Annotated in this window: 20 protein-coding genes and 1 pseudogene; 8 read left to right on the top strand and 13 right to left on the bottom strand. The window is 54.3% G+C overall.

The window, feature by feature from the left end; all coding sequences use genetic code 11:
• Positions 1 to 348 (bottom strand): annotated as a pseudogene (locus FYJ85_RS11795) (IS982 family transposase); the annotation flags it as partial.
• A 271-nt stretch (positions 349 to 619) separates the two neighbouring features.
• Between FYJ85_RS11795 and FYJ85_RS11790 the strand changes: the two are divergent.
• Complete coding sequence (locus FYJ85_RS11790) at positions 620 to 1903, top strand: hypothetical protein (protein WP_154418733.1); 1284 nt, start codon at positions 620 to 622, stop codon at positions 1901 to 1903.
• Between the two features lie 6 nt (positions 1904 to 1909).
• Here the strand turns inward: FYJ85_RS11790 and FYJ85_RS11785 are convergent, their stop codons facing one another.
• Entirely contained in the window at positions 1910 to 2119 is a 210-nt protein-coding gene (locus FYJ85_RS11785; RefSeq protein ID WP_106052074.1) for a BrnA antitoxin family protein, read from the bottom strand.
• A gap of 1 nt (position 2120) precedes the next feature.
• On the bottom strand, positions 2121 to 2402 hold the full coding sequence (locus FYJ85_RS11780; protein WP_154418731.1) for a BrnT family toxin: 282 nt from the start codon (positions 2400 to 2402) through the stop codon (positions 2121 to 2123).
• Positions 2403 to 2467: 65 nt separating this feature from the next.
• Between FYJ85_RS11780 and FYJ85_RS11775 the strand changes: the two genes are divergently transcribed.
• From FYJ85_RS11775 to FYJ85_RS11760, 4 genes are all read left to right on the top strand, one after another.
• Entirely contained in the window at positions 2468 to 2899 is a 432-nt protein-coding gene (locus FYJ85_RS11775) for a hypothetical protein (protein ID WP_154418729.1), read from the top strand.
• Positions 2899 to 3702: a RecB family exonuclease gene (locus FYJ85_RS11770; RefSeq protein ID WP_206213133.1), complete on the top strand. Its 804-nt coding sequence runs from the start codon at positions 2899 to 2901 to the stop codon at positions 3700 to 3702. Before FYJ85_RS11775 ends, FYJ85_RS11770 begins: the two co-directional genes overlap by 1 nt.
• Before the next feature lie 4 nt (positions 3703 to 3706).
• A complete protein-coding gene (locus tag FYJ85_RS11765; RefSeq protein WP_154418725.1) occupies positions 3707 to 4432 on the top strand; it encodes a DUF932 domain-containing protein in 726 nt (241 codons plus the stop codon).
• A 117-nt stretch (positions 4433 to 4549) separates the two neighbouring features.
• Entirely contained in the window at positions 4550 to 4861 is a 312-nt protein-coding gene (locus tag FYJ85_RS11760; RefSeq protein WP_154418723.1) for a hypothetical protein, read from the top strand.
• 75 nt (positions 4862 to 4936) lie between these two features.
• Here FYJ85_RS11760 and FYJ85_RS11755 read toward each other — a convergent pair whose 3' ends face one another.
• Both FYJ85_RS11755 and FYJ85_RS11750 read right to left on the bottom strand, forming a co-directional pair.
• On the bottom strand, positions 4937 to 5593 hold the full coding sequence (locus tag FYJ85_RS11755) for a hypothetical protein (RefSeq protein WP_154418721.1): 657 nt from the start codon (positions 5591 to 5593) through the stop codon (positions 4937 to 4939).
• Between the two features lie 205 nt (positions 5594 to 5798).
• A complete protein-coding gene (locus FYJ85_RS11750) occupies positions 5799 to 6410 on the bottom strand; it encodes a YagK/YfjJ domain-containing protein (RefSeq protein ID WP_206213132.1) in 612 nt (203 codons plus the stop codon).
• A 374-nt stretch (positions 6411 to 6784) separates the two neighbouring features.
• Here FYJ85_RS11750 and FYJ85_RS11745 point away from each other — a divergent pair, with 374 nt between their 5' ends.
• Positions 6785 to 7120, top strand: a complete 336-nt coding sequence (locus FYJ85_RS11745) for a helix-turn-helix transcriptional regulator (RefSeq protein ID WP_154418717.1) — start codon at positions 6785 to 6787, stop codon at positions 7118 to 7120.
• Positions 7121 to 7428: 308 nt separating this feature from the next.
• On the opposite strand, the gene FYJ85_RS11740 is transcribed toward FYJ85_RS11745, so the two are convergent.
• From FYJ85_RS11740 to FYJ85_RS11725, 4 genes are all read right to left on the bottom strand, one after another.
• A complete protein-coding gene (locus tag FYJ85_RS11740; RefSeq protein ID WP_154418715.1) occupies positions 7429 to 9777 on the bottom strand; it encodes an AAA family ATPase in 2349 nt (782 codons plus the stop codon).
• A gap of 85 nt (positions 9778 to 9862) precedes the next feature.
• On the bottom strand, positions 9863 to 11110 hold the full coding sequence (locus FYJ85_RS11735; protein ID WP_154418713.1) for a type II toxin-antitoxin system HipA family toxin: 1248 nt from the start codon (positions 11108 to 11110) through the stop codon (positions 9863 to 9865).
• Between the two features lie 2 nt (positions 11111 to 11112).
• Complete coding sequence (locus FYJ85_RS11730; RefSeq protein ID WP_106051547.1) at positions 11113 to 11433, bottom strand: helix-turn-helix domain-containing protein; 321 nt, start codon at positions 11431 to 11433, stop codon at positions 11113 to 11115.
• Positions 11434 to 11954: 521 nt separating this feature from the next.
• Complete coding sequence (locus FYJ85_RS11725; protein ID WP_154418711.1) at positions 11955 to 12323, bottom strand: hypothetical protein; 369 nt, start codon at positions 12321 to 12323, stop codon at positions 11955 to 11957.
• Between the two features lie 62 nt (positions 12324 to 12385).
• Between FYJ85_RS11725 and FYJ85_RS11720 the strand changes: the two genes are divergently transcribed.
• Entirely contained in the window at positions 12386 to 14338 is a 1953-nt protein-coding gene (locus FYJ85_RS11720; protein ID WP_206213131.1) for an ADP-ribosylglycohydrolase family protein, read from the top strand.
• A 130-nt stretch (positions 14339 to 14468) separates the two neighbouring features.
• Here the strand turns inward: FYJ85_RS11720 and FYJ85_RS11715 are convergent, their stop codons facing one another.
• Positions 14469 to 15449: a LacI family DNA-binding transcriptional regulator gene (locus FYJ85_RS11715; RefSeq protein WP_158704145.1), complete on the bottom strand. Its 981-nt coding sequence runs from the start codon at positions 15447 to 15449 to the stop codon at positions 14469 to 14471.
• Positions 15450 to 15599: 150 nt separating this feature from the next.
• Here FYJ85_RS11715 and FYJ85_RS11710 point away from each other — a divergent pair, with 150 nt between their 5' ends.
• Positions 15600 to 16817, top strand: coding sequence for a hypothetical protein (locus tag FYJ85_RS11710; RefSeq protein WP_154418707.1), 1218 nt, complete (start codon positions 15600 to 15602; stop codon positions 16815 to 16817).
• On the opposite strand, the gene FYJ85_RS11705 is transcribed toward FYJ85_RS11710, so the two are convergent.
• Genes FYJ85_RS11705 through cobT form a run of 3 tightly spaced genes read right to left on the bottom strand, consistent with a single transcriptional unit; the run spans position 16800 to position 19086 of the window.
• Positions 16800 to 17294, bottom strand: coding sequence for a 2-thiouracil desulfurase family protein (locus FYJ85_RS11705; protein ID WP_106054375.1), 495 nt, complete (start codon positions 17292 to 17294; stop codon positions 16800 to 16802). The genes FYJ85_RS11710 and FYJ85_RS11705 overlap by 18 nt on opposite strands.
• Entirely contained in the window at positions 17288 to 18019 is a 732-nt protein-coding gene (gene cobS, locus FYJ85_RS11700) for an adenosylcobinamide-GDP ribazoletransferase (RefSeq protein WP_154418705.1), read from the bottom strand. Before cobS ends, FYJ85_RS11705 begins: the two co-directional genes overlap by 7 nt.
• Positions 18016 to 19086 carry a nicotinate-nucleotide--dimethylbenzimidazole phosphoribosyltransferase gene (cobT, locus tag FYJ85_RS11695; protein ID WP_154418703.1) on the bottom strand — a complete coding sequence of 357 codons (1071 nt, stop codon included), beginning with the start codon at positions 19084 to 19086 and terminating at the stop codon, positions 18016 to 18018. The genes cobS and cobT overlap by 4 nt, the downstream gene beginning before the upstream one ends.
• Position 19087: the final 1 nt, after the last annotated feature.

The following is a 19087-nucleotide window of genomic DNA, read 5'->3' as shown; positions in this document are numbered from 1 at the left end:
CGGCATCGGAAACCCATCAACAATGCTGATTTGGCTGCCATTCGGCAAAAGACGGGTGAGCAGAATTCTCCGAATTTCCTGCTTGACTCTCCAAAGATTGGCCGCCTGTCGCAAAAAGGTGGTTCGAGTTCCAAGGTTCGGAAACAAGTGCCGCCAATGGTCTCGAAAGTAACGGTGAATGGTTTTGTCGCAATCCATCCCCAGCGACTCTCCCGCAATTTCCATCGTTATTACTTCCGCATCCGATAATTTCGGACCTGGACCACGCTTCCTGATATTTTTCCAACATTCTTTCATCATGTTGTCTATGAAACAATACACTTCGGTGATATAGTCTTCCGTGAGCATGCTTGAATACCTTTCTAAGTTGGTTGTAGCTAACCTAACTTAATCGATATTTCGGCTATTAATAGCCCAAGCATGCTCTTTTTCGTTTTTTACCAATAAAACTTGCACACGGCGTTATTTATCAAGAAAGCAGTTTCCGCTTCATGTAGTTCAACGGATTTTCACTTATATATTACCTTCGTGCAATCAGAACAATCCTGTTCGTTATCGGCTCCGGCGGTCGTAAGACTGCCGGGGCCGGTTATGTTTTAACATCACGGAGGTAATGAAAATGAAGATCAGAAAGAGTGTGCTGCAAGAAGCGTTGAAGGTGCTCGGCAAGGTGGTGTCGCAGACTTCTCCGGTGGAGGTTCAGCGGTCGGTGCGGTTTCTCGGCGTCGGGGAACAGGTCTGGCTGACTGCGACTGACGGAGTGGAATCCGTCACGGTCGAAGTGACTGGCGAGGCCGAGGATGTGGAGGATTTTGCGGTCGAGTATAAGGCGTTGCGTGAACTGATCCGTTCCACGCGCGGCGGCGAGGTCGAAGTGACCGGTAAGCGGCTCGACTGGCCGGAAACGGAGGTTGTCCCGGATGACGCGGTGACGGTCGAACTGCCGCCGGATTTCGGCAACCTGCTGGCGCTGGCGGCTCCGGTGGTGGATCTGCGCGAAGCACGGCTCGTGTTGCGAGGCATCAACCTCTCCCGTGACGGCCTGACCGCAACGAACGGTAAAGAGTTGCTCAACCTGCCGTGTCCGTTGAAAATCCCGGAAGATATGACGCTGCCGTTTCCGCTGGCGCTGCTGACCGCTCGACCGGAAGAAGCTGGAACGCTGCACCTTTGGCGCAGCCGGAATGAGCGGCTGTTCCGTATCGTAATCGGCGGTTTCCAGTGGCAGGGCAAGGCATTGCCGGGCAACTTTCCCGATTGGAAGCAGGTGATTCCCGCCGACAAGACGCTGGATTACCGGATCGAGATTCACGAGCCGGAACGGATCATCACGTTCCTGAAAACGGTTCCCGACAGTCCGCCGTTTCACGCTGTCGAGCTGAACGTGGTTCCGGGCGGCGTGGCCGTGGTTCCGAACAACTTCCCGGATATGGAACTGCGGCTGGAGGCAACGGTAATCGGTGTTCAGCCCCGTGCGGTGCTGGCACTTAACAAATATATCCTGCTGCGGATGCTTCAGCAGGGCTACACGAAGTTCCGGGCGCATTCGGACGGCAGGATACCGGTCATCGCCGAGGGCGGCAGCGGCCGGTATATTGCGATGCCGATTCACATATTACCCAAACATCAACCAGAAAAGGAAACAAACAAAATGGAAAACGTCGAAAACAAAGTGGTGTCAGCTCAGGTGCAGACGGTCGCCCCGAACCATGAACCCGAAACCAATCCGCTGGATGAACTCTACAATACCATCGATACGTTCCGGAATAAACTCAAACTCGCTCTGGACGAATCGACCTTGCTGGTACGCAAGGTCAAAGAAGTTCAGCTTGCGCAAAAGCAGAAAGAGCGGGATTTCATTCAGGCGAAACGCGCCATTGAGCGGATCAGAATGGCAATCTGAAATTCATCAACTCCATTTGATATTCGGTTTTACCTTGCGCTTGGCGCAGTCAGTCAAAAACGAATTGATAAGCGTCTGATACGGCAGTGACACTTCGCTTGCCAGCGATTTGAAATACTCCACGGTCGCCGGATCAAGCCGGATTGTCACCGCAGTTTTCCGAGGCTTCACATAAGGGTTTTTGACTGCATTGGAAAAATCGTATTCCGCTCTCATTTCATTTCCTCCTCTTGTAGGTGGAACTTTCGTTCCGGGTTGCTTTCCGTGCGGAAATGATCCGAATCACATCGTCATTGGCGCGATAACAGTGGCAGACCACTAAAATCCGCAAAATGGAACTCATTCCCAACAGGATGAAACGGTCCTCACCCTCCGAATGGTCGGGGTCGAAAATCTGCAGCGCATCTTCATCCTGAAATACCGTTGCAGCTTCCTGAAAAGTGATTCCATGTTTTTGCTGATTGGTTGCCGCCTTATTTTCATCCCATTCAAAATTCATTCGCGCCTCCTTCGTCGGTATCAATATAACGTAAATACAAAATATTTCAATAGGAAATCGAAAAAATGTTGAAACTCAATGCGTCATATTCAAAGAAGGTTCCGGCTGGTGAGGAATATTCGAGCCAGAGCTATCATGCGTCAGTCGAAGTGGAGCTGCCGGATGGTCTCACGCAAGATCAGTTGCAGACCCGTATTCATGAAACGTTCGATCTGGTACGGAATTCCGTCGAAGCCGAATTACATGGAAAAAGCCCCGCGAATTACGGCGGTCGTCCGGCTGCCGGAGCGCCGCGAAACGGTTCTCAACGCAGCAGGTCTGGCGTACGTCAGAATGAGGCTCCGGCGAGTCCGAAGCAGCTCTCATATCTGCTCGACCTTGCCCGGCAGCGCGGCATCACTCCGCAGCAGATCGCGGCGCGGTTTCAGGTGCCGGACATCCAGCATCTGACCCGGCAGCAGTGTTCGGATCAGATCGACGAATGGAGGGCGGCGTAATGGCGACCATCGACAAACTGCGGCAGGAACCGCACTGGTCGTATTCGGCGTTGAATACGTACCTCAATATCTGTCAGGCGCAATTCATGTACCGGTACGTGGATCAGGCCGAGGTTGAACGGACTTCGGTCTGCTTGCCATTCGGCAAGGCATTCCATTCGGCATTGACCGCTCAGGCGTGGGAGTGCATGATGGGCGGTTCGCTGACCCGTGATGAGATCGTCGGACAGTTTGAAGAGGCGTTCAAGATCGAAGCCGAAGCTACCCCGAACCTGATCTACAAGGAGGGCGAGAACTTCGATACGGTGATCGACCTTGCAACGAAGATGCTGGATGCGGCGCTGGCGAACTGGTCGGATTACTACACGGTCAAAGGTGTGGCACAAGCGTTCAAGATTGACGTTCCCGGACTGAACAAGCCCCTGATCGGTGAATGGGATTTACTGGTTCAGGATGGACGGGATGTCTGCATCGTGGATTGGAAAACCTCCGCGAACCGCTGGCCAGCCGGGAAAGCCGACCGCGATCTTCAGGCAACGGTGTTCAGCTATGCCTACGAGAAACAGAACGGAACGGCTCCACTCTTTCGGTTCGATGTCATCACCAAGACAAAGAATCCGGGCTGTGAGAGTCATTACACCAGTCGCGGATTCCACGACTTCCGGCGCTTCGAGGCGCTGGCGAACCGGGCGCAGTACGCGATCAACAAAGGCGTGTTCCTGCCGAATGAAACATCATTCGCCTGTGCGGAGTGTCCGTATCGAGACCGTTGCAGACAGTGGCATTTAAAGAAATGGAGGTGAAATCATGGGACTGATGATGAGTGAAGGGAAGTTCGTCGGGCGTGACGAGATCGCAATGGTTCCGACGCCGACCGCTACCGCGAGTTGGAAACCGGTACCGCACTGTGAGGTGATCGACGCCGTAACCGATGTGGTCAAGGCGCACAACTGGCAAATTCTCGACGAGCAATACGGTCTGGCCCGTGACGGTCAGCGGATGTTTGGGGTCATGCGGATCAATCGGACTTCAAGCACGGAGTGGTCGCGCTGTATCGGCATCCGCAACAGCCATGATCGCACGCTGGCGGTGGGATTGGCGGCGGGGCTCTCGGTCATTTGCTGCAGCAATTTATGTCTTGGTGGCAGCATGGTTCTGAAACGGCGTCACACCTCCCGGATCGAACTGAACGGTCTGGTTCTGGAAGCAGTGAACGCTCTGGAGCTGGAGTTTTTGACTTTGGAAAACGTAGCAGAAGAGTTGAAGATCGATGAACTCAATGATGATGAAGTTCGTGCTTCGCTGGTGGTGGCGGCGGAACGTCAGGCGATTCCGTCATGTGATATTCTGACCGTCTGGAAGGAGTTCAAACATCCCCGGCATGAGGAGTTCGTCGAGCCGACCCGGTGGAGCCTGTTGAACGCCTTCACCGAAACCGCCAAAAAGTACAGTCCCGCCCGTGCCGACCAGTGCTACCGCAGCCTGACCCGACTGTTTGGACTGGACGGCAAACCGGCGGAACTCTGGAAGTAGTCCACGGCGCTCTGCCCTGGTACGCCCTCCGGAAAAAAGTGGTGCGATTTCCGGAGTATCATGCACCCCGGCGGCTTCGGTCGCCGGTTTTATCACTTGAAAGAAGGAGTCGTTACTATGGCGAAAGTCTTTTGTCCGAATTGTGCTTCGATTGCGAACCCGCTTCATCAGGCCAGTACGGTTGGAACCGCAACCGGGATTACCGCAGGAGGAGCTGTCGTGATTGTCGGCATGGTTCGCGGTGCACGTGCCGGAAGTGCGTTGGGAGTTGTCGGCACGACCATCGGTGCGGCAGCCGGAGCCGTGTTGAATCTCCTCTGGGGAATCACTTCTGGGGGTGTGATCGGCGCTCAGGCTGGCAAACTGATCGATGAAAATGTAATCGGTCTGTATCGCTGTCCGAAATGTCATCTGCGGTTCAAGGCGTAGATGACTGAAGACTTCAGAGATACGCAGCAACGACGCGTATCTCTTTTTTCGATTCATGCCGGAATATCGGATGGATCATTCGTCGAATCTGGAATTGCGGAACGGATACCTGGTCAGGTCGATCAATTTCCGGAATTGTTCACGAGTACGTATCCGGTCCTTTAATTTCGGAATGATGTTAAGACGACGCCAGTCTTCGTCACTGAATTTGTCAAGGCATGGGCAATCCGGCAGCAGGTCGGCTGAACTGTACAGGATGCTCCACCACATCGGTTTCGTGAACTGTTCCCGGCAGGGACATTGAAACCACGTGCTCGGATTATGCTTGACGGTCCAGAACCAGTCACCGAGCGTAAAATCACTCGTATCGATCTCTTTTTCAAAAGGCCAGTCACTCGCCAGCAACCCACTCCGCACAGCCGGATGATCCGGTATTTCACAGTAATGGAGCAAAGTCGGTTGGTGCCGTAACAGTCGCTGCCACTGATGCGGGGTGAAATCTTTCCAGCAGGAGCAGCGCCATGCAAAGGGCAGTTGTTTTTCAAGGACGACAACCCAGTCACCGGGAGTGAACTCCGCAAACGGACAAAACTCCTGAAGCTCCGGATGCCGTGAGAGAATGCGCGCCCACTGTTTCGGGGATAAGGGCGCTGAAACGGATGCTTCTTCCGGCGTAAAAGCGGCACAGTGCCATTCCAGGTCGAGAAATGTGTTCAGTTCTGCGTTGGTCATGATTTTACCTCATTTGGAGTGTTATGAGTAAACGACAGGAGGATGCCTGTCATAATATTGTTGTTCCAAAAATAAAAAGATTTTTGGGGATGTCCGGCCGGTGCGTTTTACCGCACACGAGCCGGTAATCCAATTATCATCAGCCGGCCCCTGCCGGACTCTCATATCATAGCAGATTCTCTGTATTTTTTTACAGCCGTTTCAATCATGCCTTCGGTATATGCGTAAATCCGAACATCCGACATCCCTCCGGTGTCTTCTCTTTTTCATTCACTTTCGCGGCATAACTCATCCAGTGTGAGGCATTATGCAGTTGCGTTTCCGCATCTGAACCATGACGGCGAATCCGTATGCCGGTATCGTTGTCCGCCTGTTCCTTCGGAGGGCAATACCGTACATAATTGGATTCTGGAGATGCGTCAATCTCACGGGACCAGATCTCATTGAAGAATCCGGCCACCCGCTGAACATGCTGTACTTTATTGCCGTCACAGATCGGGTAGCAGTGATAATGCGGTTGAGCGGAATTACGTTGTTCCCGTGCCCAGACAAGCTGGGCGTCGATCCCCTCCCGCTTCAACTTCATCCGGCATTTGCGTACCGCATTGGAAATATGCCGATTGTCATTCTGGGGTTCCATTTCAGGAGGGAAACGAAACTCCAAATGCCCCACAAATACCTGGCTGTGTTTCTCGGTCATATATCGCAATCGTTTTTGAATCTCGGTGGCTGCTTCACGATAAACAGGATGTTCCGGATCGGCATTTACGGATAAATTGTTTAACCGGCTTTCCGTGTGATGGTGTCTTTTCGGCATGGTTTCTTCCTTCGAGTAAATTCCTGTTGAATATAGTATGGTTGATTTCTGTTCAGTAATTGTTCTCATGATGGATTCGAACAATCATCAGAAATCAACTTCCGGGAATATGGATTGTTTATTCTGGCTGTCATCTGAGTGTGGAGATCAAATACTGCTGCTTATATGTTGGATATTATTTCGCTATTTCTAATAACCGAACTGGAGATAGCTGTCTGTCGCTCGCATTTCCACGGCTTTTCATAAGACGACTGTCGGCAATGCAGAATGGAGGGAATTTTACAGTTAGGGAATCGTATAAGATAATGCAGAGTCAAAGGTAAAAAAATATTCATAGACCGCAATCGTATGCGCTCAAAAGGAGGGGCGCATACATGGATCAGAATCCCATCCGCTATCAGACCGTCCGCCTCATCGGAAAATTACTTCATCCACTGACTGAATCCAATCTGATTACGATTCCGGAATACCGGGAAATCATCGCTCAGCTCAAACATCTGGCTGACAAAGGAACTCCGTTGCCGACGGTAATTCCTAAATTGGTTGACCAGACCGAAGCCGCAACCATGCTCGGTATCAGTCTTGCCAACTTTAAACGGCTTGAGCGGGAAGGCTATTTCCCATTCAAGCGGAAGATGGTCGGCACCAGCGTCAGATATCGTAATTCCGATATTATCAGATTTATTTTAACAAGCGAAGAAGTAGAATAACAGTAAATGATTATCTAGCCCCAAAGCATATTGCAGTTTGGTGGATTCGAGGTTTATTCTCGAATCCACCAAACTGGCTAAAACAATAAATATCAAAGAATATTTTTTATATACGCAAGAAACATGGAAGAACTGTACTTTTATAGCAGTCAAAACTACGCACGAACGAATGCAATTACTTGTTAATAAACATTTTATTACAAAAACAAGAAAGGAACGTTTATCTTTGAAGAATAAACGTTCTTCCGGTAAAGATAAACGTTTCTCAGATCAAAATAAACGTGTTTACGGTTGAGAAGTAACCGGCCTCACGTTAGTTTTTTCTGCCATTCTCGAATTGTTTTCTGAGTAACATTAAACCAGAATCCCAAGTCATGAGCTGAGATGGATTTATTAGATAAAATATTTTCTAAATAAGATTTGTCAAAACTTATTTTAGCACGTTCATTTTCCTCGTTTATGCAGATCGTCATCGGGTGATGTTCTGCGTATGGATATTTGGAAATGACATATGGGCGCTCTATCGTAATCCAATATTGTTTGGGAATTTTCTTCCCAGGTGTCTTGGACAGAAGAATACATTCCGTTCCGTTGTAAAATTTTTGTTTGCCTCCACGCAGAGAACCCGCATCAATATGTGCAATCACAATCACGGTCATTCCAGCATTGGTCAGCTCGGTGATAAAGGGATAGGTATACTGGTTCCAGCCTGAATTATCAGCCACCGCATGGCCGGATACAGCAGTAATATTATCGATGATCAAAAGTTTCAAATCCTTTTCTCGATACTTCTCAACTACATTGCGAACTTTTTCGATTCCGTCAGGCGAGTGGATATTTATACCTTGACCATTCAGGTGCTCTATGTGAAGAAACGGATGATTGGCAACATCACCAAAGAAATTTTTCAAGATTTTTTGAGTATCATTTTCGAAAGTTTTTTCTCCCAACTCAAAATCTAAATAAAGCACATCATGCTTCATTGTTCTCTCCGGACGTAATATCTGCACTAACTCTTTTCCGGAGGCGACTGCCGCAGCAACCGCGATTGCAAACTTTGTTTTTCCACTATGTTTACCGCCTACCAGCAAAATATAACGACCGGCTTCAATCAGCGGACCCAATAAAGGAGGTGTTGAGGATTTTGATTCTTTGGTCGGACGAGACAATGACACAGAAGGAGGTTCTACTTTATCAGGTGCGGAAGAGGAAAAATAACGTTCACAAAAATTTTGTTCTGAAATTCTCTGCATGGAAAAATGCCAAGAATCTTCCTCCTTCCGAAATCCATTGAGTTCAACAAAATTTAAATTGATATTTTTTACTTGAGCTTTCATCTGCAGGTAATTGGCATGTACCCTATCCATCACCTGTTCTCGCGTTAAACCTGAATGTTCCACTATTACATAATACACAGTGCGATCGCGGAAAGGATAAAAATCTATTTCAAATCCATCAAACTGCGCTCCGTAGTACGAAGTAAAGATGCAAGGGCCTATGAGAGCCTGCGGGGCAACACGAGCGAGTTCCAAACTATCAGTAAAGCATATTGGTACGTCACGATTTTCAGCAATTTTGTCAAGATTTAATAATTTTGCAGGAATTATAGGAAGTTCTTGGAATTGGTTGTTTACAACAGAAATAACGTTTGCAATTTTGTAAGTTCCTTTGCTCCCAAAATTTACGGTAGAAAAAGGTTGATTCTTTGTCGTATTGAATATAATTGACCCCTGATTGACATTGGGATTGCTATTAAATATTTGATAACAATAGCTTGTTTTATTTGACAATTTTTCTGGATGATCAATATCGATTCCCCATTCTTTGGCTTTCTGCGCTCGATCACTGATATGTGGATAGTTTTGGTGCCAGAGATTATAAAGTGAAACTTTCTGCTGATGTAAGACATCTGCAGATGTGGAAACTCCGAGGTTTATATTGGCAAGTGTCTGCAAATATGCACAATCTCGCTTGTAAGAACAACAATTGTCTTGACAATAATTATGATGAACGTAAAGGCATTTTAAAATCTGTTCATAATTATTGGGAACGCTGCATCCAAGCGGAAAAACGAAAGCAACTTTATTGATTTGGCAGGAATTTAAACTATTTTTATACTGATTGATTGAAACTTGCAGTTGCTGAAGTTCATTTGCTTTTTCATTCCGATAAGTTTCCAAGGTACTGATATCCGCAGCTCTCATGGATGGAATATTTGTATAAGAGATATTACTACTACCAATTGAGTTTAAGGAATTTGAATCTTGGTTTTCTTCTATTCTTTTGGCACGGATTCTTTTAGAGTTTTGTGTACAGATTAAATTTGTTAATTGGATAATCTCGCGCTCTAACTCTTTCTTCTGCTTTTGCAAGATCGTTAATTTTTCTGCGACAGAATCGTGTACTTCAACATAAATCGTTTTCTCTTTTACCGCAAATCGAGTCCCATTGATGGGAAGTAGCCAGCCATCTTCCAAAGTGGTTTGAAAAATTTTCTCAAGATCGATACCGAGATAAGGCGGTGAAAATAGCAATTGCAACTTGGCATCAAGTATTATTTCTTTTTCGAGCTCAATGCAGTGAGGCAGTTGCATCAAATCCAACCAGAATGCTTCTTGAGGTTGCAATTGGATTTCTCTATGAATTTTTTGTCCCATGATATTCTCCTCTCGCAGTTATGATAAAGAATTACATTGCATCTAATACAAATAAGACTAAATAATTTTGCAATTCATCGCTTATCTAATCGAATGCCGAGGCCATATCGTCTTGCGCGGAACGGCTGAGCGCACAGCGATCGGCGATCTTACGCCAGTTTAGAATGCTTTCTTCGGTCTGCTTAATGAAAGAATCGGCCGTGTCTGTGTCAGTTCGGAAAAGCGGCGCGACTTCCCGCGCGAGATCGAAATCAAGGGCATTGTCGTTTTCCGAGATATTGAGAGCAAGACCGGTGCCATTCGGATTGGGATTGATGTCGTAGGCCGGAGAGAGTATCCAGCCTTGAGGCGTCAGCAGGAAACCGTGGTTGCGGAGATGGTCGTCGGTATTCTTTACTCCTATGCTGAAGACGATCCGTTTCCAGAGTTCCCGCAAGTCGGCTTCAGGCTGAGCGCCGTACTGCATGATGAATTTGGCAATATCAAGATAACTGGTTCCGTCCTGATAATCGGCCCCATCGGTTTTGCCGAGCAGCGTCATGGCCGAAGCGAAATGGATACGGCGGTTGCCGTTGCGGTCGAAACGCCTGGTCAGGAAAGTAGAGCCATTCCTGGAAAACTTCTCAAGCCGACACTCCGGCAGGCGGAGGCCGACTTGCCTTGCCAGTTGGTGTGCGACCATTTCCCAGGCTCCCGTGTCGGCGGAATCCGCCTTGCTCGGAAACTTGGCAATCCAGAGATTGCCTTCCGGATCGAGTACATTCGCCTTCGGACGTGCGCCTCCCAATGAAGAGCCGGGAGCAAGCAGCATCGACAGCCATCTCTCATGTTCGTTGTCGGATTGCGATTCATCCTCATAATTACGGCTGGCGGCTTCCAGTTCGCGCAGACTGGTCCAGGGCGGAGCCGCCATCGCCCGGTCATTGTTGACAAACTCTCCATCGGGTGATACCTTGAAGCGGATCGCTCCCATGCGGGTTTCATCGTAAACGCCCAGCAGATAATCGGACTCCTGCAATGGCGACGGTGAACGCTCTTCATTGCGTGCCCGGATCGCCTCCCGCCGCCGCATCAATTGCCGCCCCCAGCGGTCCGGGGACGAGTCGAGAAACAGGCCGAAATTGTTCTTGTCACCGGCAGCGTATTGCGGACCGGCGAACAGTTGAAGATCAGGATCGAGGATGCGCGTGTCATTCGACTTCAACCAGGCCGGATTGAACTCAAACGCAAAAATCTCTTTCCTTCGGACAATCTGAATTTGCAATTCACCCATCAGTTGAGGAGTCGCATCGGCATGCCAGTCACTGTAAACATAAACGGTTTTTCGTTCCATCTTCACTTGTTCCTTTTGGACGTGACACGCTTGCGGACGGATAGTCCGGCATCCTGCAACTTGCGGCCAAGCTCATCGTCGGCCGCAACCTTCAGCAGATCGTGTTCCAATCCGAGTGAAACCAGCACCTGCACATAGCTGCCAAGCGAAACGGAGGGCGAGCCTTTCTCTATCTGCGACAGCGTAGCCCGGCTGATTCCGGCCCGTTCCGCCTGAAGCGCAGAGGTGATATTGCGGCGCAAACGCGCCAAGCGCAGGTTCTCGCCGAACTCCTGCAGCAGCTCAATTGTTTTCGGAAACAGCACTGTGGTACGCTTCGCCATTGTTTTCTCCTTTGTTATGCCAATTTAAACTATCACAGATCATGATGAATGTCAATAATATTTTACATTATTTCAAAAGAAAATATTAAAAACCGGCTTGCAATGACGAACATGAAGAGTTATAGTAAATCAGTTGTTTGATTTCAGGATTGGAGCCGGGGTACCACACGTTTCAATGGTGCCGTTTTGTGCCGTTTGAAGATGAAAATGTGCCAAAAAGTGCCGTTTTGACAATTCAAGATGCCTTGCATGGGATCGGATCAGAACGATAGTTTTTTATTGTGCATCAATCTGTTGCAGCCAATCTTGAGGTAAAAAACGGCACCGGTGACGTCTCACGTCCCGGGTACCATCCTTTACAATCAGGCGAACTGCCGTATATTTGGAAATCACCGTCGCGGGTCAGCTGAATTCTTTCAATTTCAGCAAGCAAGACCTGTCGAAGCGCAAACGGATCGTTTGCTGTTACCAGATTGTCTGAAACGTAACGCAGCTGACGAAGAATCTCAATCGCTCGACTATTAAAAATCTTCTTCCGGCGGCAGTTCTTGATTCAGAATATCGCGCTTCGCCGGCAAGCGCTCCATCTCGACAGAAACACGTTCTGTTTTTTCATTCAGCACACTCAGGAATTCAGCATTGAGGTTGCTTCTGGATGCGATCAGAGTATCCAGCAAAGCAGACTTTTCTTTTTCACATTGCCGAATCGCCGCTTCAACCCGATCGATTTCCGGCTGCCTCCGCGAACGTTCTTCCTGCTGTTTATTTCGGATAATTGAAATCGCCTCAGCAATCGTTTCTGCACTCGATCGAACAATTTCAGCCTTCCCGGCGGCGGGGAAAGCGGCCGATATCGTCGAATCGTACAAATTATCGGTGATCCCGTACAATTATTTTCCGGAAACGGGTGTATGATATGACAGAAACCGGAAAACAGGCGAAAGGATCAACAATGAACACTGACAATACGGCGGAAAAAACCGTCCGGCAAATGGATTATGCCACCTATTTCGATAAAGTTTACGGCTGCTGGCTCGGCAAGTGCATCTGCGGGTCGATCGGCGCCCCGCTGGAGGGCTGCAAGCAGCTTTTCGATTATGCGTTCGATCCCGCATTCTGGCTGATCACGGAGCCGAACGACGATCTCGAACTGCAGATTCTCTGGCTCAATGTGCTCGAAACGATCGGGCTCGACTTCGACGCGGACGATCTGGCGCAGGCGTTCCTCGCCGAAGTCCCCTACAATCCCGGCGAATATGCTTACTTCAAGCGCAACTTCCGCCGCGGCATCCATCCGCCGGCCTCGGGAACCTACAACAATCACTTCTATCATGAAGGCATGGGCTGCTGCATCCGGGCGGAAATCTGGGCGTGTCTCGCTGCCGGAGATCCGGAGCTGGCCGGGCGCATCTGCCGCCGGGACGGACAGATCGACCACTCGGCGGAATCGGTCTATTCCGAAGCCTTCATCGCGGCGATGGAAGCCGAGGCTTTTGCGGAGAGCGACATCGACCGGCTGATCGATGCGGGGCTGCGGGTCATTCCGGAGCAGTCGAAACTGGCGCGGCTGGTCCGCGACACCCGGCGCTTCTGCCGGGAAGAGGCCGACTGGCGTGTCGTCCACGAGCGGATTCTCCGCCACTACGGCCATCCGGATTGTACGAATATGTTCGAGAACATCGGCATTACGCTGATGGCTCTGCTCAAAAGCGGCGGCGATCTCGAGCAGGCGACGCTGATCGCGCTCAACAGCGGCTTCGACACCGATTGCACCTGCGGCATTGCCGGTGCGATCCTCGGCACCGTGATGGGGGCGGAAGCACTCCAGCGGAACTACGGCGTGATCGACACAGGTTACGTCACTAATTTCGACGTGCACCGCCGCTCCGACCGAATCCGTGACCTGGCCGCCGACATCGCGAGGCTGGGGCCCGAAGCCGGCCGGTTCTGGAACCGGCAGCTGCGGCTGACCGGGGTTCCGGCCGAAGTGGAAGCTTTCCGGCTTCCGGTCCGCAAACGTGATTTCCGTTTCGAAGTCGAATACGAGGGGCTCCCGGCGATCGCCGCCGGAGGAGAAGCGAGATGTGTGCTCCGCATCTGCAACCTCTCCGGCCAGACCCGCCGGGGCGAACTTCGCCTGACGGGCAGCGGAAATTTCGCGCTGGAATATGACGGAACGGTCGAAATTCCTGCCGGCGGCAATGCCGGAGTGCCGGTCCGGGTCCGCCATCTCAACCCGGAACGGATTCTCGACGGCGATCCGATCAAAGCTGAATTCTGCGGCGCGGTTTATGAGTTCGGATTCGCGGCGGCGACCCCGTGGCGGATCTACGGGCCTTACTGGGGCAATTTCGCGACCGTTCCGCAGGTCAGGCTCGGCGAAGAACCGTATCAGCAGCACATTCCGGCCGGCTGCTTCCGGAACCGCTCCACGGCGATTCGCAACTACCATCTGAACATGCGGGCCGGGCTCGATCTTCAGGGACCGGACGAAGCCGGACTCGCGGCCGGGACCTTCGAACCGGCGCCGCACGGCAGGATCAATGCGTTTGACGACCTGATCCCGGTGGACGAGGCGTTCGGCTTTCAGGGGCCGGCCGTCTTCTACCTGGTTTCGGAATTCATAACGAAGGAGCCGATGAAAATGCCGATCTCTATCGGCCGGAGCTGCCCGCTGGTCTTCTGGCTCGACGGCCGGGAGCTGGCCCGTGCGGAATTCGAAACCTTCCGCACACCGGAAAATCTGAACCTGGATATCGTCGAGCTCCCGGCGGGAAAACATCGCGCGGTGTTCAAAGTCGTGCGCCAGGGGGCCGGAACGACCCTCAGCATCAACTACAAATGCAGCTTCCGCCCCGGAGAGCGCATGGATGCTCACGTGGTCGGGCTGGAGTTTCTGGCCTGACCGGAAGGACGAGCGTGAGTTTAACGCGGGAAGAACGATTTCATGATTCGGGATAAGTCCCTGATGCGGCGCGGGAGGAACCGGGGGGTGAAACGCCCCGCCGGCCCGCACGGCCTATCGGCGAGACCGATCAGGCAGGGCCGACCGTATCGCCGATTTCAAGCTGCGGAACGAAACGAACGGATTCGCAACTGCCGCAATCAAACGCCCGCAGGAGCTGGGCCGCAATCGCTTCGCCGAGTTCGCCCTTGTGCTGAACGACGGTCCCCGGGCGCGGCGAGAGGAGCTTCAGCCAGTCGAGTCCGTCGTAGCCGATCACGGAGAAACGTTCCGGGATGCGGATTCCGGCGGAGGCGGCATTGCTGCAGAGTGCGGCGGCCAGATAGTCGTTGCCGCAGAAGACCGCTGAAAATTCGCTGCACCGCTCCAGCGCTTCGGCCGGGGTGGACAACCGCAGCGGCGCAATGCCGCGCTCCGCAAAGAACGCTTCGAAGGCGCGAAAACGGGGCAGAGCGAAATATCCGCCGCTCCCGAGGAGCGCCACCCGCCGATGGCCATGCCGCCGGAAACACTCGGCAACAAGCCGTCCGCCGATGACGTCGTCGTTGTAGACCGACGGAATGCCGGGCAGTTCCGCATTGAGCCCGACCACAGGGCGGAAGGCGGCGAGCTCCTGCAATTCGGAGAGATTCGGAAAACCGCCGTCACCGCCGATGACCGGACTGACGACATAGCCGTCCACCCCCTTGGCACGCATCTGCCGGATCGCGTCAAGCTCGCCGGCCGCATCGACATGAGAACCGGCCAGCACGAGATGACAGCCCGATGCCGCGATGCCGTTTTCGATTCCGGCGATGATGTCGCTCCAGAACGACGAGTTGATCCGGTCGCGGACCAGAAGCCCGATCAGGAACGTCCGGTTCTGCTGCATCGCCCGGGCAAACAGATTCGGCACGTAGTCATACTTGCGGACGGCGGCCTCGAGCCGCTCGCAGGTCGCGGGCGAAAGCTTGTACTGCTTCGCCTTGCCGTTGATATAAAACGAGGCGGCGGTCAGCGAAACGCCGGCCTCCCGCGCGATATCGCTGAGTTTCGCCCGTTTGTTCGCCATGAAACACCTCCCCTTCCGCAGTTGCCGTTTTACTAAAATAATCCTTCCGTCCCGTTTTTGCAAGAAGCCGGCTTGCATTTTGCGGTTATCGGGGCTATGGTAACAAAATAAAACTAAAATGATTCAGCAACATTCAGGAGACAAAATACGATGGAACGGAATGCCCGAATCGCCGAAGCGGCAAGACGGAATCTCAAGTGGTTCGAACGCTCCGGCGTCATGGACCCGGCCGACGGCGGCTGGGGGGTCGCCGAACGGCTGAGCGTTGCGGAGGGTCCGGCGCTGGAAAAGATGCTGAATGAGTTCCCGGCGTGGAGCCGGAAGCCGGAAGGCTATGTGCTTGAACAGCGCCGGGCCGACTGCAATTTCGAAGCCGCGCTGCTCTTCCGCATTGCGGCGGAGTACGGCATTGCGGAAGAGGCCGGCCGAATCGGGGAGAAGCTGCTCGATTACCTCTATTTCCGCAGCGGGCTGCTGAACCGCTGCGATCCGGCGTTCCCGGCGGGAAGCTGGAACTGGTCGCACATCAAATGGCGCGATGTGGTCTACTTCGACGACAACGCCTGGTGCATCTTCATCCCGCTCGCGCTGGCCGACCGCAGCCCGGAGTTCGATGCGAAATACGATTTGCGGAACTGGGCGCTCATACTGGCCGACTCGCTTGTCCCGGCCATGCGGCGCACATTCGGCGCGGAGAACCCGCAGGAGCCCGGCACCTGGCGCGACCCCGAGCAGCGCTGGCACGGCAGGCTCGAACTGCCGCACTGGGGGTCGCTTGCGGCGATGGCGCTCTCGCGCGCCTTCCTGTGCAGACCGGCCCCGGACTATCGGGAGCAGGTGCGGCGCTATCACGACTATCTGGCGGAAACGCTCGAAGCATTCACGGTCAGCGAGCACGCTTATGCCCTGCTCGGGGCGGCAACGGCGTTCCGCGCCTTCGGCGAAGCGGCCGACCGCGCGCTTGCGGAACGGGCCGCGAACCTGATCCTCTCGAAGCTCGACCCGGAGACCGGGAACATTCCGGCCGAACACTACGAGGCACCGAAGGGAACGCACCTGGTCGATACGGTCTATACGGTCAACTGGTCGTTCCTCGCGCTGCAGATGGCGGCGAAACTGACCGGAGACGCACAGATCGCCGCGGCGAAGGAGAAACAGCTCGAACTCCTGCTCTCAATTCAGGACCGGAGCGAAAGCGCCTTCTTCCACGGCTGCTGGCGCGGCATGTTCGATCTTCATGCCGGGAGATGGGGCGGCGGCGACTGTTACGAGGGCGGCGCAGGCAGCATCTACACAGGCTGGACCAATGCACCGATCGCGCTCGGGCTCCTGCTCGAATCGCGGAACGGTTCACTTCTCGATCTGTAAAGCCGCCAGAAACCGCCGCAGGCATGTTTCGTCATGCAGCGCCTCGGCCTCGACGGCGGGCAGTCCGGGATACCGCTTCCGCCAGGCGGCGGCGAAAAAGCCCGGGGCGGAACCCGCCGCAGCGCCGTCCGCGCCGTAAACCGGCACCGCCAGCCCGCAGGAGGGAGAGCGGCTCTTGAAAACGAAACCGGAGAGCCCATCCAGCTCCGCCGCGCGGCGTTCGCAGAAGGCGCACATCATGCCGGTCAGCTCCGCATGCGACCGCACGCCGCGCAGCTCCGGGGCAGCCGGGTCCCCCTCGAGCTGAATCGGTTCGCGCGGCACCGGCAGCCCGGATTCGACCTCGGGACAGACCGGCACCCATTCGATCCGGCCGGCCAGCACCTCCGCCGGCAGCGGGTCGAACTTATCCCGGCCGTCGTAGCGGACCCGCCGCCCGAGCAGACAGGCGCTGATGCCGACCTTCGGTTTCAGCATACGGCCAGCGCCCCGGCCAGAATCAGCAGTTCGGAGAGCTCCTCGCAGCAGCCGATCGTATCCCCGGTCGCGCCGCCGATGACCCGCTTCGTAATGCGGCTCCAGACGAACGCGAACACGGCAAGCGCCAGCCCCGCAAAGCAGCCCGGAACGCCGAAGAAAAACCAGCCTGCCGCCGAAGGCAGCAGGAGAGCGAGCAGAATCCCCGCGAAAGGCTTCTCCCGGTACCAGATCGCCCCCATGCCGTCCGGACGGGCATAACGGCTCATGCCGATGTAGAGCACGATCCCGGAGCGGCCGCCGAGCATCATGAGCCCTGCCGCCGCCGGCAGCAGCTCCGGCGGCAGCGATGCAAAGAGCGCGAACTTCATGCCGAGCAGCGCGAAGATCGCCGCGACGCCCATCGAGCCGGTCCGGCTGTCGCGCATGATCTCGAGCTTCCGCTCCCGCGAACGGCCCGACAGGAAACCGTCGGCCGTATCGGCCAGTCCATCGAGATGCAGTCCCTTGGTCAGCGCCTCCGGCAGCAGCGCGAGAAGCATTGCCGCCGGCAGCAGCGCGCAATATCCGGCGAGACACCAGCCGATCCCGTAAAAGAGCGCCCCGAAGAGAAGCCCGGCGGCCGGGAACAGATTCAGCGACCGCCGCAGCTCCGTTTCGGTCGGGCAGAATCGCCCGAGCGGCAGTGCGCTCAGCATCGAGACGGCGGCGAGAAAAGTCCTCACTTCAGCCCCTCCTCGGTCACCCGGGCCGATTCGAAGGTCGCCATTTCATTCATGATCGCCGACGCGGCGTCGAGCAGGTTCAGCGCGAGCGCGGCGCCGGTCCCCTCCCCGAGTCGCATGCCGAGATCCAGCAGCGGCTGCTTGCCGAGCAGCTTCGCCATCGCGACATGACCCGGTTCGGCGCTGCCGTGACCGAGGATCATGTAATCGCGCGAGGCCGGGGAGAGCGCCGCGGCGATCAATGCCCCGGCGCTTGAAATGAAGCCGTCAACCACGACCGGCTTATGCAGCCGCGCCGCCCCGAGCACCAGGCCGGCGATGCCGCCGATCTCGAAGCCGCCGACCTTCGCCAGCACATCGACGCCGTCAGCGGGGTCCGGCCGGTTCAGCTCGATGCCGCGCCGGATCACGGCCGCCTTGTGCGCGAGTTTCGACGGGTCGAGCCCGGCTCCGCGCCCGACGAACGGCGCCGGGTCGGTGAGGCCGGAGAGCACGGCGACGATCGCGGACGAGGGCGACGTGTTGCCGATCCCCATCTCGCCGGTGGCGAACACATCGACCTTCGGCGCCAGTTGCTGCGCGACCCGGATTCCGGCCTCAAGCGCGGCGACCGCCTGCTCGCGGCTCATGGCCGGCCCCCGGGAAAAATCGGCGGTCCCGGGAGCGATCTTGCAGTCGATCACGGCTCCGGCCTGCACCAGTCCGGACAGATCCGACGCGACCCCCATGTCGACGATCGAAACATGAGCGCGCGCGACGCGGCTCAGAACATTGATCCCGGCCCCGCCCCGCACGAAGTTGTAGACCATCTGTGTCGTCACGCTCGACGGCTGCGGACAGACCTTCTGCGCGACGATGCCGTGGTCGCCGGCCATCAACACGATCTCCTTGCGCGCGGCAGAAAATTTCAGCGTCCGGTTCATGGCGGCGAGCTCTTCGGCCAAGTCGAGCAGCCGGCCGAGCGCCCGGCGCGGCATGGTCAGCGTATCGATGTAGCGCCGCGCTTCCTCGCGGCACGCACTGTCCGCCGGTTCGATTCCGGCCAGGGTTTCTTCGAGCAGTTTCATG

Source organism: Victivallis lenta, from assembly GCF_009695545.1.
Taxonomy (GTDB): domain Bacteria; phylum Verrucomicrobiota; class Lentisphaeria; order Victivallales; family Victivallaceae; genus Victivallis; species Victivallis lenta.
Note: the sequence above shows the minus strand (reverse complement) of the source record. Positions and strands in the feature narration are given on the sequence as shown.